Source organism: Variovorax sp. WS11, assembly GCF_010499245.1.
Taxonomy (GTDB): Bacteria; Pseudomonadota; Gammaproteobacteria; order Burkholderiales; family Burkholderiaceae_C; genus Variovorax.
On sequence record NZ_JAAGOW010000001.1, the window covers coordinates 1,662,291 to 1,677,312 of the forward strand.

Sequence of the window (15,022 nt, forward strand, 5' to 3'; positions counted from 1 at the left end):
GTTCAGCTGATCGTCACGCGGGCGAACTTGCGCTTGCCCACCTGCACGACGTAGGTGCCGGCATCCAGCTTCCGCCCCTTGTCGCTCACCACGCTGGAATCCACGCGCACGCCGCCGCCGTCGATCAGGCGGTTGCCCTCGGAGGTCGAGGCCGCCAGGCCCGCCTGCTTGAGCAGCTGCGCGATGCCCAGCGGCGCGCCCGGGAGCGAAAGCTCCGGGATCTCGTCCGGCACGCCGCCCTTGCTGCGGTTGATGAAGTCCTGCTCCGCCGCCTCCGCCGCGGCCGCGCTGTGGAAGCGCGCCGTGATCTCCTTGGCCAGCGCGACCTTGGCGTCCTTCGGGTTGCGCCCGCCCTCGACCTCGGCCTTCAGCGCCGCGATCTCGGCCAGCGAGCGGAAGGACAGCAGCGTGTACCAGCGCCACATCAGCGTGTCCGAGATCGACAGCACCTTGGCGAACATGGTGTTGGGGTCCTCGCTGATGCCGATGTAGTTGTTCTTGCTCTTCGACATCTTCTCGACGCCGTCCAGCCCCTCCAGCAGCGGCATGGTGAGGATGCACTGTGGCTCCTGGCCGTACTCCTGCTGCAGATGACGTCCGACCAGCAGGTTGAACTTCTGGTCGGTGCCGCCGAGCTCGAGGTCGGATTTGAGCGCCACCGAGTCGTAGCCCTGCATCAGCGGGTAGAGGAATTCGTGCACCGAGATCGACTGGCCGGCCTTGAAGCGCTTGCTGAAGTCGTCGCGCTCCATCATCCGCGCCACCGTGTACTTGGCGGCCAGCTGGATCATGCCGCGCGCGCCCAGAGGGTCGCTCCACTCGGAGTTGTAACGAATCTCGGTTTTCGAGGGGTCCAGCACCAGGCTGGCCTGCCGGTAGTAGGTCTGGGCGTTGGCCTCGATCTGCTCGCGCGAGAGCGGCGGCCGAGTGCTGTTGCGGCCCGAGGGGTCGCCGATGGTGGTGGTGAAGTCGCCGATCAGGAAGATCACGGTATGGCCCAGATCTTGCAGTTGGCGCATCTTGTTGAGCACCACCGTGTGGCCGATATGGATGTCCGGGGCAGTCGGGTCGAGGCCCAGCTTGATGCGCAGCGGCTGGCCGGTGGCCTCCGAGCGCTGGAGCTTTTTCACCCACTCATCCTGGGGCAACAACTCATCAGTCCCACGAAGCGAAATTTCGAGGGCTCGTCCTACACCATCGGACAGACTTGTGGATGTAACAAAACCCGTTTTCATGAATTATTGCGGCAGATTTCCGTATGTCAGAAGCTATACTCAGCCCGACTTTTTCAAGCGCCGGATTCTAAGCGGCGCTTCCCGCACCGCCCTGCCGCCCGTCCCGACACGGCCCCCTTGCAGCGCGGATTTGCAGAACCTGAGCTGGAATTCGTAGTTTGATCAAGGGCATTTTGGCCGCCGAGGAGGCGCTTGCTTCCCGGGTGGCTTATACATTCCGGACATACCCCCGGCAGATCACGGCGGCCATCGCCGCCCTGCTGCTGTCCGCCGGCGGTGGCGCCTTCGCCGTCGCCTCGCTCGGGCCCGATGCGTCCGAGCTCCCCGTCCAGCAGGTGTTCGAGGCGGTCAAGCCGCTCGCCTTCGCCGACCAGGTCGAAGCGCTCGACACCCATGGCTTCACCCTCTTCCGCACCGAGATCACGCGCTCGAGCGACACCGCCGAGGCGCTGCTGCGGCGCCTGGGCATTGCCGACGATGCCGCGGCCGCCTTCGTGCGCGGCAATGCCGAAGCGCGCATGGCGCTGCTCGGCCGCGCCGGCCGCACCGTCACGGCCGAGGCCACGCAAGATAACAGCCTCCAAAAGCTCAGCGCCCGCTGGATGCCCGACGGCGACGGCGGCTTCAAGCGCCTGGTGGTCGAAAAGGTCGGCGGCAGCTTCCGCGCCCGGACCGAGACCGACGCCCTGACCCCCGGCACCCGTCTGGCCAGCGGCATCGTGCGCAGTTCGCTGTTCGCCGCGACCGACGACGCGCGCATCCCCGATACGGTGGCCAGCCAGCTCGCCGACATCTTCTCGGGCGACGTCGACTTCCGCGCGCTGCGCAAGGGCGACCGCTTCGCCGTGGTCTACGAAACCTTCGACGCCGACGGCCAGACGCTGCGCAGCGGCCGCGTGCTGTCGGCGGAGTTCGAGAGCAACGGCAAGCTCCACCAGGCCTTGTGGTTCCAGGAGCCCGGCCAGAAGGGCGCGTACTACCGGCCCAGCGGCGACAGCCTGCGCCGCGCCTACCTGAGCTCGCCGGTCGAGTTCACGCGCGTGTCGAGCGGTTTCGCGATGCGTATGCATCCGATCCTCAACAGCTGGCGCCAGCACAACGGCGTCGACTATGCGGCACCCACCGGCACCGCGGTGCGCGCCGTGGGCGACGGCACGGTGGAGTTCGCGGGCACGCAGAACGGCTACGGCAACATCGTGATCGTGAATCACCGCAACAACCAGCAGACGGCTTATGCGCACCTCAGCCGCATCGACGTCAAGGCCGGCCAGACCCTGACCCAGGGGCAGAGCGTGGGCGCCGTCGGCTCGACCGGCTGGGCCACGGGGCCGCACCTGCACTTCGAGTTCCGGATCAACGGCGAGTACCACGACCCCTCGACGATCGCCCAGCAGGAAGGCGGAGCACCGATCTCGGCGGGCGCTCGCCCGGCTTTCGAGCGTTTGGCGCTGGCCACCCGCACCGAGCTCGCGGCCGCCTTCTCCGTCGTCCAGGCCAGCGCCGACTAGGCGCAATCGCATCGCTGCGGCATGGCTGAAGAACTCTTCATCGGCCTGATGTCCGGCACCTCGCTCGACGGCGTCGACGGCGTCCTGGCCGACTTCTCCGGCGGGCGCATCGCCGTCCGCGCCCATGCGACGGCGAGCTTCCCGGTCTCGCTGCGCGCCGAGCTGATGGCGCTCAACTCCCTCGGCGGCGACAACGAGCTGCACCGCGCCGCGCTGGCCGGCAATGGGCTCGCGCGGGTCTATGCGGGCGTGGTCGAGCAACTCCTTGCCGACACCGGCACCTCCCACGCGGCCGTGACCGCCATCGGCGCGCACGGGCAGACCGTGCGACACCGGCCCGGCGAATTCGACGACGTCGGCTACACCCTGCAGATCAACAATCCCTCGCTGGTCGCGGAGCTCACCGGCATCTGCGTGGTGGCCGATTTCCGCAGCCGCGACCTCGCGGCAGGAGGCCAGGGCGCCCCTCTGGTGCCGGGCTTCCATCGGGCGCTGTTCGCCCGCGGCGAGCAGGCCGTGGCGGTGCTCAACATCGGCGGCATCTCCAACCTGAGCCTGCTGCCGGCGGGCGAAGGCACGGTGCTGGGCTTCGACTGCGGCCCCGGCAACGCGCTGCTCGACCACTGGTGCCAGAGCCACATCGGCCAGCCCTTCGACACCGGCGGCCGCTGGGCCGCCACCGGTCGCGTGCTGCCCGACCTGCTTTCGCGCTGTCTGGCCGACGCCTACTTCGCCAAGTCGCCACCCAAGAGCACCGGCCGCGACCTGTTCAATCCAAGCTGGCTGGCCACGCGCCTGGGCGGCGCCGCAGCTCAGCCGGCCGACGTGCAGGCCACGCTGGCCGAGCTGACGGCCTTGGTCTGCGCCACCGAGCTGCAGCGCCATGGCGAGGGCATCCGCCTGTTGATCGTCTGCGGCGGCGGCGCGCTCAACGACCACCTGATGACGCGCCTGCGCGCCCTGCTACCCGCGATGCAGGTGCTCTCCTCGGCCGAGCGCGGCCTGCCGCCCCAGCAGGTCGAGGCGGCCGCCTTCGCCTGGCTGGCGCGCAGCACGATGCGCCGCGAATCCGGCAACCTCGCGAGCGTCACGGGCGCGCGCGGGGCGCGCGTGCTGGGCGCGATCTACCCGGCCTGAGTCGCCACGCTCTAGTACAACATCCTGTAAATAGCTTTCATTGATATTGGATGTGAGGTAGTCTCGGGTGCATGAGTCGAGGACGACAAGCGCAGGCGATCAAGCTGTCGCGAGAAGATCGCAAGACCCTTGAACTATTGACCCATCGAGGTACCGCCGAGCAGCGCCAAGTGGTTCGAGCGCAGATCGCGTTGATGTGCCACGCAGGGGCGTCGACGACGGCGATCTCAGAGGCAGTTGGCGTTTCAGTGCAGACCGTGTCTCATTGGCGCACTCGATTGGCCCGGCAAGGACTCAAGGGATTGGACGAGGTGGCACGGCCCGGACGACCCCGGCGCATCGGCGCTTCGCAGCGGCTGGAGTTGCTGTCACTGGCGTGCGAGCCGGCTCAGACGCAGGGACGCGCTACACCGACGCTGGACGAATTGGTCGAGCGTGCTGTGGAGCGTGGCGTGGTCACGCAGATCAGCCGCAGCCACCTGCAACGCATTCTCCAGGCGGGCGACTTGCGACCTCACCGTGTGCGGCAGTGGCTGCACAGCCCGGACCCGCAGTTCCGCCAGAAGGTCAACGCGATCTGCGCGCTGTACCGTCAGGCACCCAAGGGATCGGTAGTGCTGTCGGTCGATGAGAAGACCGGGATCCAGGCCATCGAGCGCAAGTACGCGGACCGCGCACCGGCGCGCGGGCGTGCGCGGCGGCGCGAGTTCGAGTATGTCCGCCACGGCACCCAAGCCTTCATCGCCGCCCTGGACGTGCATTCGGGGCGCGTGATGGGAAGTTGTACGGATCGGCGCACCCAAGCCGACCTCGTGGCCTTCATGGAACAGGTCGCGCTTTCTCATCCGAAGGGGCGAGTTCATATCGTGTGGGACAACCTCAACACCCACCGCGCGCAGGCCGTGTGGGACGACTTCAACGCCCGACACGATCACCGGTTTGTCTTTCACTTCACGCCGCTGCATGCGAGCTGGGTCAACCAGATCGAGCTGCTGTTCGGCATCTATGCGCGCCGCGTCCTGCGCAACGCCAGTCATTCGTCCATCGCACAATTGCGCGAGCGCACCGAAGCCTTCATGGCGCAACGCAACCAGGCGCCCCAGCCGTTCAAATGGACATTCGCCGGCTTTGAGCTACAAACCGGCGAACCTCTGAGGTTCAAACACCATGCCAACGTTCGAAGTACAAAGAAGGGCCGCTGAGCTCGAGCGCCAACTCGCCACGCTCACCGGTCATCAGCGCGCCCGCGTCAAGCCCTACGGCAAACATCTGCTGATCCAGATGCACAGAGATGGCGGTGACGACAATGACGACAGCTTTGACACTATCGCACGCCTCACCGAGCTCGCGCGCAACTCCTACTCAGCCGCATTCCGCAGCCACACCGGCCGATGGGAGCCCTTGCCCGCCATTGGGGACCTCGCCACGGTTGCCGACTTGGTTGTCTCTCTGCTCGGCCCATACTTCGAGCCTATTACGTAAAGCCATTTACGGGATGTCGTACTAGTGCTGGCCCGAGACCTCGGGCTGGTCGGGCTGCACGGTCCGCGCATGCGGCGGCAGGTGCCAGAAGATCAGGGCCGAGGCCACGGTGATGAGGCCCATGGTCGCGAAGGTCGCCTGGAAGGCATGCAGCGTCGCCAGGACGTTGTTGGCGCTGCCGAAGACCTCCGAGTAACCCGCGAGCACCGCGCTGGCAGCCGCCACGCCCAGGCTCATCGCCAGCATCTGCACCATCGACAGCAGACCATTGCCGCTGCTGGCCATGGCCTCGTCGAGGTCGCGCAAGGTCACGGTGTTCATCGCGGTGAACTGCAGCGAGTTGACCGCACCGAAGGCCACAAGCTGCAGGATGTGCAGCACCACCGGCTGCGCCGGCGCGGACAGGCCGAACCTGGCCATCGTGAGCCCGACCAGCACGGTATTGACCACCAGCACCCGCCGATAGCCGAAGCGCATGATCAGCGGCGTCGCCACCCGCTTCATCGCCATGCCGGCGAGCGCGATCGGCAGCATCATCAGCCCCGCCCTGAGCGGCGTGTAGCCCATCGAGACCTGCAGCAGCAGCGGGATCAGGAAGGGCATGCAGCTGCTGCCCAGGCGCGAGAACAGGTTGCCGAGCAGGCCGATACCGAGCGTCGGGATGCCGAAGAGCGAAGGGTCGAAAAGCGGGTCGGTGCGCCGCAGCGCATGCAGCCAGTAGGCGGCGATGCTGGCGAAGCCGAACACCAGCAGCAGCAGCACGCCGGCCTGCCGCAGGCCCAGCCCCGAGACGCCGTCGAGCGCCAGCGAAACCGCGACCATGCCGAAGGCCAGCAGGGCGTAGCCCAGGCTGTCGAAGCGCCGTTGCTGCACGGCCCGCAGATCCGGCATCAGCTTCAGTGTGGCGACGCAGCCCGCCAGCCCCACCGGCACGTTGATCAGGAAGATCCAGTGCCAGGAGGCGTATTGCACCAGCCAGCCGCCCAGCGTGGGCCCGAGCAGCGGGCCGATCAGCCCCGGGATGGCCACGAAGCTCATGGCGGCCAGGAACTCCGCGCGCGGCACCGTGCGCAGCAGCGCCAGCCGCCCCACCGGCAGCAGCAGCGCACCACCCAGCCCCTGCAGCACCCGCGCGGCCACCAGCGGACCGATGCTGCGCGACAGCGCGCAGGCGACCGAGCCGAGCACGAACAGCACGATCGCCGCGAAGAACACGTGCCGGGTGCCGAAGCGGTCGGCGATCCAGCCGGAGGCCGGGATCAGCATTGCCATCGTCAGCGAATAGGCCACCACCACCGACTGCATGCGCAGCGGGCTCTCGCCCAGGCTCGCGGCCATGGCCGGCAGGGCGGTGTTGATGATCGTGGCGTCCAGCGTCTGCATGAAGAAGCCGACCGCGACCAGCCACAGCAGGCTCTTGCGCGTGGAGACGGAGGTGCTCATGGGGGGAAACGACAGGCAGCAAAAAGCCGCCCGAAGGCGGCTCCTTGTCTGGCGCTCACGCCATCAGGCCGAGAAGCTGGATCCGCAGCCGCAGGTGCTGGTGGCGTTGGGGTTCTTGATCACGAACTGGGCACCTTGCAGATCTTCCTTGTAGTCGATCTCGGCGCCGACCAGGTACTGGTAGCTCATGGCATCGATCAACAGGGACACGCCGTTCTTGGTCATGGTCGTGTCGTCCTCGTTGACGATCTCGTCGAAGGTGAACCCGTACTGGAAGCCCGAGCAGCCGCCGCCCTGAACGAAGACGCGCAGCTTGAGGTCGGGATTGCCCTCTTCGGCGATCAGGTCAGCCACCTTGGCGGCTGCGCTGTCCGTGAAGACGATCGGGTCGGGCATCTGGGTTTGAACGTTTTCGGCAACGGCACTCATGGAAAGAGGACTCCTGTGGAGAGGCCGAACGGGGCGGCCAACGGAAAGATGCTACTGCAATAACCAAAAAGCCGCCCGAGGGCGGCTTTTTGGCAGTGCGAGCAATAAGCCCAAAGCAATCGGCGGACCGATCAGCGCTTCGAGAACTGCTTGCGGCGGCGTGCAGAATGCAGGCCGACCTTCTTGCGCTCCACTTCGCGGGCGTCGCGGGTCACGAAGCCGGCCTGGCTCAGCACCGGCTTGAGCGATGCGTCGTAGTCGATCAGCGCGCGGGTGATGCCGTGGCGCGTCGCGCCGGCCTGGCCCGATTCACCGCCGCCTGCCACGTTGACCATGATGTCGAAGGTCTCGACGTTGCCGGTCAGGAAGAGCGGTTGCTTGGCAATCATGATCGAGGTCTCGCGGCCGAAGTACTCGGTGATGTCCTTGCCATTGACCGTGACCTTGCCGGAGCCTTTTTTCAGAAACACGCGGGCGACGCTCGATTTGCGACGGCCGGTGCCATTGTTCCATTCACCAATCATTCTCAAGGCTCCTTAGAGTTCCAGCACTTTGGGCTGTTGGGCGGTATGCGGATGCTCTGCACCGCCGTACACCTTGAGCTTCTTGATCATGGCGTAGCCCAGCGGACCCTTGGGCAGCATGCCCTTGACGGCCTTTTCCAGGGCGCGGCCCGGATGCTTGGCTTGCATGTCGCGGAAGTTGGTGGCCGTGATGCCGCCCGGGTAGCCCGAGTGGCGGTAGTACACCTTGTCAAGCGGCTTGGCGCCGGTGACGCGCAGCTGGGCTGCGTTGATGATGACGATGAAGTCACCGGTATCGACGTGAGGCGTGTAAATGGCCTTGTGTTTGCCGCGCAAACGGAGAGCAACTTCGCTGGCTACTCGTCCGAGGACCTTGTCGGTCGCGTCAATCACAAACCACTCGTGCGTCACGTCAGCGGGCTTGGCGCTGAACGTTTTGGTCATGAGTTTTCCTTGGAAGGAAGTGGTTTGGTGGGCCCTTTTCCACGGTCGGTGTTCCTCTGACGGGAATCTCTTAGGTGGGGTGAAATGCTCCGCCGCGGGGCCGCTCGTTCGCTGCGAAGCTTGCCATTATATGAAAAAAGAGAATGGGCAGGCAAATGGGCCGGCGGCGCTAGCGCAGGATGCGGACCAACTCTATCGACTCCCTGGTGCTGACCGGATTGTTGAACGCCCGGTGCTCGGCCTCGAAGCGCACGACGCGTCCGAGCTCGTTGGAGTACCAAGCCGTGGCATCGAAGCGTGTGCCGCTGGTGGCAGCCCCGGCGCCGGCCGCGGCATAGATCCAGCCCGTGTAGACGATCTGCAAGACCCGAATGTCGGCCCCATCGACGCGCATCGTCCGCTCGCCGAAGACCGTGGCATCCAGTTCATGGCGGTAGCGAGGTGCCGTGCTCCCCACGAAGTCCATGTGCCAGCGCATGCCCGGCTTCACGTCCTTGCGGCCCCAGCCGCCCGGCGGCGAGGAGGAATCGAACATGCCGCCGATCGGCGAAGTCACCGAGACCACTCGCCCATCCGCCTTTTCGACGCGTCCGCCCATGTTGAAGAACAGCTCATCGCCCGTGATGCGATCCAGCCGATACACGACCGGCGACCGGTTGCCGGTGAGATGGTCGACGCGCACGTATTCGAGGGCATCGCCGGCGCGCAGCGGCTCGCCCGGCCTGCGCGCCTCTGCCGGCCTGCCCCCTGCGCCCTCCTCCAGGCGCGGCCGCCGGGCCAGCGCTGCCTGTGCGCGGGCAGGAATCTCTGCGACGAATTCGGCGGGCACGGCGAAGTTGAGGCTGCCCGCCTCGCGCGTGCCGAAGGTCGTGATGCCCAGCAGGCGCCCTTCGCTGTCGAACAGCCCGCCGCCGCTGGAGCCGGCAGAGATGGCAGCCGTGATCTGCAGCAGCTGGCCCTCATCGCCGCCGCGCAGGCCCGACAGGATGCCTTCGCTGAGCGTGTTCTCCAGCCCGCGCGGGCTGCCGATGGCGTAGACCCGTTGCCCGACCCGCGCCGAGCCCGCCGGCGCGATCGAGAGCGCTGGCTCGCGGAAATTGGCAACCTTGATCTGGCACAGATCCCGCTCCACATCGGGAAACTCGAGCGCGGCCCCGTAGCTCACGTTGTCCCGCCGGATCACCACGCTGCTCGCCTTGGCCAGCACATGGCAGTTGGTGACCAGCCGGCCGGACCCCACCACCACGGCGCTGCCTCCGCGCAGGGGACGCTCCTGAGCGTCGAAGGTGCGCACGGTCCAGACACCGGGCGACACCTTGGCGAACAGCGCCTCGGGCTCCAGCGCCTGCGCGCTCCCCGCGGCGAGGGCGCCACCCAGCCACAGGGCGGCCCGGATCATGCTCGCGCGCGTCACGGCTTTGCCGGCAGCAAGGCGTTGAGGTCGTCCATGGAGACCCGCGCCGGCGGCACAGCGCCCGGGCCGGGAGGCGGCGCCGCAGGCGCGCGCGCGACGGGCACGGGCTCGGGCGCCGGTTGCGGCGCCGGAGGAATGCGATCGGCAGTGCTTTCAGGCTCCTTCCTGGGTGCCGCAGCCGCGGGCGCCGCGGCGGCCACCTGGGTCGTGCCGAGCACGACGCCCGCCATGGCCTGATCGCCCTGCTGCGCACTCCGATCGAAGTAGCGCTGCTCGCCGAAGACCAGTTGCATCCAGCTCGGATAGTTGAAGCCCGACCCGTTGCCGGCATCGATGGCCACCCCGATCAGCCCGCCGATCAGGATATTGCCCACCATGCCCCCGTTCACGCGCGACACCGCCTGTCCGCCCGCCGGGGCCTGCCCGGCCTGCGTGCAATGGATCGAGAGATTGCCGCCCGAACGCCGCACCGGCACGCTCTGGCCGGACAGCGCGAGCGCCTCGCCCTTGTCGTTGGCAACCTTGCATTCCGCGCCGTCGACCACCTGGCCACCGGGGGTGAGCGTCTCGATCTTGATCGATTGGGTGGTGCCGTGCGTGACGGAGGCGCAGCCCGTCAGAATAGACAGAACGCCCGCGCATGCGCACAGGCCCCAAAATCGCCAGTTGGCTCCTCGCATTCCTCGATCCCTCTGTTATTGGTTGTAACGGCGCGAGAGTCTAGCCGTAACCCGTTCTTCTTCCAGGCACTATTTCTCATGTTCAGCTACCGCCACGCCTTCCATGCCGGCAACCACGCCGACGTGCTCAAGCACACGGTGCTGATTGCCGCGCTCGAGCACTTGCTCGAGAAAGACACCGCCCTCACGGTGGTCGACACCCACGCCGGCGCCGGGCTGTACCGGCTCGATGGCGACTACGCCGGCACCAGCGGCGAAGCGGCCGAAGGGGTGCTGCGGCTGGTCTCCGAGACCCAGCCCCAGCCCGATGCGGCACCGCTCGCCGACGCCCTGGCGCGCTACCTCGCGGTGGTGCGCGACTTCAATCCCAAGGGCGGCGCGCGCATCTACCCCGGCTCGCCCTTCATCGTGCAGCACCTGCTGCGCGACCACGACAAGCTCAAGCTCTTCGAGCTGCATCCCACCGATTCCCGCACGCTGAGCGCCAACATCGCCCAGTTGGAGGCCGGCCGCCGAATCGTTGTGCTGCACGAGGACGGCTTCGGCAGCGCCACCAAGTTCCTGCCGCCGCCCTCGCGCCGCGCGCTGGTGCTGTGCGACCCGAGCTACGAGATAAAGAGCGACTACGGGCGCGTGCTCGACTTCGTGGCCGAGGCACTCAAGCGCTTCGCGACCGGCACCTACGCGATCTGGCATCCGATCATTCCGCGGCCCGAGTCGCACGACCTGCCGCGCCGCCTCAAGACGCTGGCCACCAAGGCCGGCAAGCCCTGGCTGCACGCAACGCTGACCGTCAAGTCGAGCAAGATCCTGACCGACGCGACCGGCGCCACGCACCGGCCGGGGCTGCCCGCGAGCGGCATGTTCCTGATCAACCCGCCTTTCACGCTGAAGGCCCAGCTCGAGGCTGCCCTGCCGCAGATGGCGAAGCGCCTCGCGCAAGACCGCCACGCCGCCTTCTCGCTCGACCACGGCGGCTGAGCCACACCGGTCTTAGCGCCGCAGGCGCGCCGGCACCTCGCGGGTGCGCCGGGGCGTGGAGTTCCTGGCCGGCTTTACGGCCGCGGCCTGCGGCGGCGGCGCATCGATCGCCGCGGGGTCGATCGCCGTGTCGCCGCAGCGCGTCGTGTTCTTGTCCACGATCGACAGCGCCACCTGCTTGATCCCCATCCCCAGCATGCCCAGCGCATCCGCCGCGGCGCGGCTGAGGTCGATGATGCGCCCGGCCGAGTAGGGCCCGCGGTCGTTGATGCGCACCAGCACCTCGCGCCCGTTGACCAGGCTGCGCACGCAGACGCGGGTGTTGAAGGGCAGCGTCTTGTGGGCGGCGGTCATCTCCGTCATGTCGAAGCGCTCGCCGTTGGCGGTCTTGCGCTGGTGAAACTGAATGCCGTACCAGGAGGCGCCGCCGCGCTCGAAGATCTCGCGCGGCCCCGCATCGCCCGGCACGCCGTCGTCCTCCGACGTGCCCGACCCCGCGAGGTCGTAGAGCACCGATGGCACCTGGGAGCGCGGCGGTGCGCCGGGCGGCAGCACGAGCTGGCGTGCCAGCGGGCGCAGGCCGGTCCCGCTTTCGCCGGTCGAAGGCGGCGGTGCCGGCGGGGTGGTGCAGGCGGCCAGCGCGGCGGCCGCCAGAACCAGCGCGAGCCCTTTGGCGAGCCAGGCCCCCCTCATCCTTCCCAGCCCAGCCGCTCCAGCAACGCGAGCGTCGCCACCGACTGGTTCATGGTGTAGAAGTGCAGCGCCGGCGCGCCGCCGCTGGCCAGGCGCGCGCAGAGCTCGGTCACCACATCGAGGCCGAAGGCCTTGATGGACGCCGTGTCGTCGCCGAAGCCCTGCAGCCGCAGCCGGATCCAGCGCGGGATCTCGGCGCCGCAGGCATCGGAGAAGCGCATCAGCTGCGTGGAGCTGGTGATCGGCATGATGCCCGGGACGATCGGCGTGTCGAGCCCCAGCCTGCGGGCCTCCTCGACGAAGCGGAAGTAGGCCTCGGGGCTGAAGAAATACTGCGTGATCGCCGAGTCGGCGCCGGCGCGGATCTTGGCCGCGAAGGCCTGCAGGTCGGCCTCGGGCGAGCGCGCCTGCGGATGCACCTCGGGATAGCAGGCGACCTCGATGTGGAAGTCACGGCCGGTCTCTTCGCGGATGAAGGCGACCAGGTCGCTCGCGTAATGGAACTCGCCGCCCATGCCGTAGCCGCTGGGCAGGTCGCCGCGCAGCGCCACGAGCCGCTTGACGCCCATCGCCTTCAGCTCCTTCAGCTGTTCGCGCACCGTTGCGCGGGTCGCGCCGATGCAGGAGAAGTGGCAGGCCGCATCAACGCCTTCTTCCAAAATCTGGCGCACCGTGCCGAAGGTGCCATCGTGCGTGGAGCCGCCGGCGCCATAGGTCACCGAGCAGAACTCGGGCTGGCGCGCATAGAGCTGCTGGCGCACGGCGCGCAGCTTGGCCACGCCTTCGGGCGTCTTGGGTGGAAAAAACTCAAAGCTCAACGGAAGGCGCACGGCCGGCTCCTGGTGGGCCGCTCGCGAAAGCGGCATGAATGAAGAATTCGCGGTTGCCGTCGCCACCCGCGATGGGGCTGTCGAACCAGCCCCGCACCTGCAGGCCGAGCGCGTCGCAGGCCGTGCGCAGGCGCTGCTCGACCACCGGATAGAGCGAGGCATCGCGCACGATGCCGCCCTTGCCGATCTGTGCCGGTTGCAGTTCGAATTGAGGCTTGACCAGCATCAGAAGTTCGCCCGTCGTGGCGAGCAAGGGTAGCAGGGCCGGCAGCACCAGCGTGAGCGAGATGAAGGACAGGTCGCCGACGATCAGGTCGAACTGCGTGTCTGCCGGCGATGCCGCAGCCCACGCCGAGGCATCGAGCGCGCGTGCGTTGACGCCTTCGACCGCGGTGACGCGCGCATCGCCGCGCAGCCGCGCATGCAACTGGCCATGCCCGACATCGACACCCACCACATGCGCAGCGCCCTGCTGCAGCAGGCAATCGGTGAAGCCGCCGGTCGACTGGCCGACATCGAGGCAGCGCTTACCGCGAGCATCGATGCTCGCCGCGGCCAGCGCGCCCTCGAGCTTGAGCCCGCCGCGCGACACATAGCGCGCCTCGGCCGCGTCGAGCAGTTCCAGCTCGGCATTCACGGGCAGGTCCTCGGCGTTCTTGCCCACCGTGCGCCAGCGCGCACCGTCGCGCCAGCGCAGGCCGCCCGCGATCAGGCGCACGGCCTGCGAGCGCGAGGCTGCCAGGCCGCGTTCGACGAGCAACTGGTCGGCGCGCACGATGCGGCGCGGCTCCCGATCAGTAGCGGTAGGTGTCCGGCTTGTAGGGGCCGTTCTTGTCGACGCCGATGTAGGCGGCCTGCGCATCCGTCAGCACCGTGAGCTGGGCGCCGAGCTTGGACAGCTGCAGGCGCGCGACCTTCTCGTCCAGGTGCTTGGGCAGCACGTAGACCTTGCCGGCCTGGTAGGCGTCGGGCTTGGTGAAGAGCTCGATCTGGGCGATGGTCTGGTTGGCGAAGGAGGAGCTCATCACGTAGCTCGGATGGCCCGTACCGCAGCCCAGGTTCACCAGCCGGCCCTTGGCCAAGAGGATGATGCGCTTGCCGTCCGGGAAGATCACGTGGTCGACCTGCGGCTTGATCTCTTCCCACTCGTACTTCTCGAGCGAGGCGACCTCGATCTCGTTGTCGAAGTGGCCGATGTTGCAGACGATCGCCTGGTTCTTCATCGCGGCCATGTGGTCGTGCGTGATGACGTCCTTGTTGCCGGTGGTGGTGACGAAGATGTCGGCCTTGTCGACCGCGTATTCCATGGTCACGACGCGGTAGCCTTCCATCGCGGCCTGCAGCGCGTTGATCGGGTCGATTTCGGTCACCCACACCTGGGCGCTCAGTGCGCGCAGGGCCTGGGCCGAGCCCTTGCCCACGTCGCCATAGCCGGCCACCACCGCCACCTTGCCGGCGATCATCACGTCGGTGGCGCGCTTGATGCCGTCCACCAGCGATTCGCGGCAGCCGTAGAGGTTGTCGAACTTGCTCTTGGTCACCGAGTCGTTCACGTTGATCGCGCGGAACAGCAGCGTGCCCTTGGCGCTCATCTCGTTGAGGCGGTGCACGCCGGTGGTGGTCTCCTCGGTCACGCCGATGATCTCGGCCGACTTGCGGGTGTACCAGGTCGCGTCGACGGCCAGCTTGGCCTTGATCGCGGCGTAGAGGATGCGCTCCTCGTCGCTGGTCGGATTGGCCAGCACGCCCTGGTCCTTCTCGGCCTTCTGGCCCAGGTGCATCAGCAGCGTGGCATCGCCGCCGTCGTCCAGGATCATGTTCGGGCCTTCGCCGGCTGCGCCCTTGGGGCCGAAGTCGAAGATGCGATGGGTGTAGTCCCAGTAGTCTTCCAGCGATTCGCCCTTGATCGCGAACACCGGCGTGCCGGCGGCCGCGATGGCCGCGGCTGCGTGGTCCTGGGTGGAGAAGATGTTGCACGAGGCCCACCGCACGGTGGCGCCCAGGGCCTGCAGGGTCTCGATCAGCACCGCGGTCTGGATCGTCATGTGCAGCGAGCCGGTGATGCGCGCGCCCTTCAGCGGCTGGCTCTTGGCGAACTCGTCGCGGATGGCCATCAGGCCGGGCATTTCAGTTTCGGCAATCTTGATTTCCTTGCGGCCCCAGGCGGCAAGGGACAGGTCGGCGATCGCCTGGTCGGCGGTGGATTTGAGAACAGCGCTCAT

Annotated in this window: 16 protein-coding genes; 5 read left to right on the forward strand and 11 right to left on the reverse strand. The window is 67.6% G+C overall.

From position 1 onward, the window contains the following. Positions 1–2: 2 nt before the first annotated feature. The gene (gene tyrS / locus GXN78_RS08425) at positions 3–1,235 is read right to left on the reverse strand and encodes a tyrosine--tRNA ligase (RefSeq protein WP_106557724.1); all 1,233 of its coding nucleotides are present in this window, start codon (positions 1,233–1,235) and stop codon (positions 3–5) included. Between the two features lie 158 nt (positions 1,236–1,393). Here tyrS and GXN78_RS08430 point away from each other — a divergent pair, with 158 nt between their 5' ends. The 4 genes from GXN78_RS08430 (at position 1,394) to GXN78_RS08445 (ending at position 5,362) form a co-directional block, all read left to right on the forward strand. Continuing rightward, the gene (locus tag GXN78_RS08430; protein WP_106557723.1) at positions 1,394–2,743 is read left to right on the forward strand and encodes a M23 family metallopeptidase; all 1,350 of its coding nucleotides are present in this window, start codon (positions 1,394–1,396) and stop codon (positions 2,741–2,743) included. Positions 2,744–2,764: 21 nt separating this feature from the next. Continuing rightward, positions 2,765–3,880 (forward strand): anhydro-N-acetylmuramic acid kinase, encoded by a 1,116-nt coding sequence (locus tag GXN78_RS08435; protein ID WP_106557722.1) that lies wholly within the window; start codon positions 2,765–2,767, stop codon positions 3,878–3,880. A gap of 71 nt (positions 3,881–3,951) precedes the next feature. After that, a complete protein-coding gene (locus GXN78_RS08440) occupies positions 3,952–5,082 on the forward strand; it encodes an IS630 family transposase (protein WP_106557721.1) in 1,131 nt (376 codons plus the stop codon). Beyond that, positions 5,048–5,362, forward strand: a complete 315-nt coding sequence (locus GXN78_RS08445; protein WP_106557720.1) for a hypothetical protein — start codon at positions 5,048–5,050, stop codon at positions 5,360–5,362. The genes GXN78_RS08440 and GXN78_RS08445 overlap by 35 nt, the downstream gene beginning before the upstream one ends. 21 nt (positions 5,363–5,383) lie before the next feature. Here GXN78_RS08445 and mdtD read toward each other — a convergent pair whose 3' ends face one another. From mdtD to GXN78_RS40785, 6 genes are all read right to left on the reverse strand, one after another. Continuing rightward, positions 5,384–6,805, reverse strand: coding sequence for a multidrug transporter subunit MdtD (gene mdtD, locus GXN78_RS08450; protein WP_106557719.1), 1,422 nt, complete (start codon positions 6,803–6,805; stop codon positions 5,384–5,386). A 63-nt stretch (positions 6,806–6,868) separates the two neighbouring features. Then, positions 6,869–7,234, reverse strand: coding sequence for an iron-sulfur cluster insertion protein ErpA (erpA, locus tag GXN78_RS08455; protein ID WP_106557718.1), 366 nt, complete (start codon positions 7,232–7,234; stop codon positions 6,869–6,871). Positions 7,235–7,365: 131 nt separating this feature from the next. Beyond that, positions 7,366–7,758 carry a 30S ribosomal protein S9 gene (rpsI, locus tag GXN78_RS08460; protein ID WP_106557717.1) on the reverse strand — a complete coding sequence of 131 codons (393 nt, stop codon included), beginning with the start codon at positions 7,756–7,758 and terminating at the stop codon, positions 7,366–7,368. A 12-nt stretch (positions 7,759–7,770) separates the two neighbouring features. Beyond that, a complete protein-coding gene (rplM, locus tag GXN78_RS08465) occupies positions 7,771–8,202 on the reverse strand; it encodes a 50S ribosomal protein L13 (RefSeq protein ID WP_028249522.1) in 432 nt (143 codons plus the stop codon). Positions 8,203–8,371: 169 nt separating this feature from the next. Then, positions 8,372–9,601, reverse strand: a complete 1,230-nt coding sequence (locus tag GXN78_RS08470) for a S1C family serine protease (protein WP_146163076.1) — start codon at positions 9,599–9,601, stop codon at positions 8,372–8,374. An 11-nt stretch (positions 9,602–9,612) separates the two neighbouring features. Next, entirely contained in the window at positions 9,613–10,296 is a 684-nt protein-coding gene (locus GXN78_RS40785) for a hypothetical protein (protein WP_181360578.1), read from the reverse strand. A 78-nt stretch (positions 10,297–10,374) separates the two neighbouring features. On the opposite strand from GXN78_RS40785, the gene rlmJ reads away from it, so the two are divergent. Then, positions 10,375–11,277, forward strand: coding sequence for a 23S rRNA (adenine(2030)-N(6))-methyltransferase RlmJ (gene rlmJ, locus GXN78_RS08480; protein ID WP_106557715.1), 903 nt, complete (start codon positions 10,375–10,377; stop codon positions 11,275–11,277). A gap of 12 nt (positions 11,278–11,289) precedes the next feature. Here the strand turns inward: rlmJ and GXN78_RS08485 are convergent, their stop codons facing one another. Genes GXN78_RS08485 through ahcY form a run of 4 tightly spaced genes read right to left on the reverse strand, consistent with a single transcriptional unit; the run spans position 11,290 to position 15,022 of the window. Further along, complete coding sequence (locus GXN78_RS08485) at positions 11,290–11,970, reverse strand: septal ring lytic transglycosylase RlpA family protein (RefSeq protein ID WP_106557714.1); 681 nt, start codon at positions 11,968–11,970, stop codon at positions 11,290–11,292. Then, entirely contained in the window at positions 11,967–12,800 is an 834-nt protein-coding gene (gene metF / locus GXN78_RS08490) for a methylenetetrahydrofolate reductase [NAD(P)H] (RefSeq protein WP_106557751.1), read from the reverse strand. The genes GXN78_RS08485 and metF overlap by 4 nt, the downstream gene beginning before the upstream one ends. After that, entirely contained in the window at positions 12,778–13,575 is a 798-nt protein-coding gene (locus GXN78_RS08495; protein ID WP_106557750.1) for a TlyA family RNA methyltransferase, read from the reverse strand. The genes metF and GXN78_RS08495 overlap by 23 nt, the downstream gene beginning before the upstream one ends. 19 nt (positions 13,576–13,594) lie before the next feature. Beyond that, on the reverse strand, positions 13,595–15,022 hold the full coding sequence (ahcY, locus tag GXN78_RS08500) for an adenosylhomocysteinase (RefSeq protein ID WP_106557713.1): 1,428 nt from the start codon (positions 15,020–15,022) through the stop codon (positions 13,595–13,597).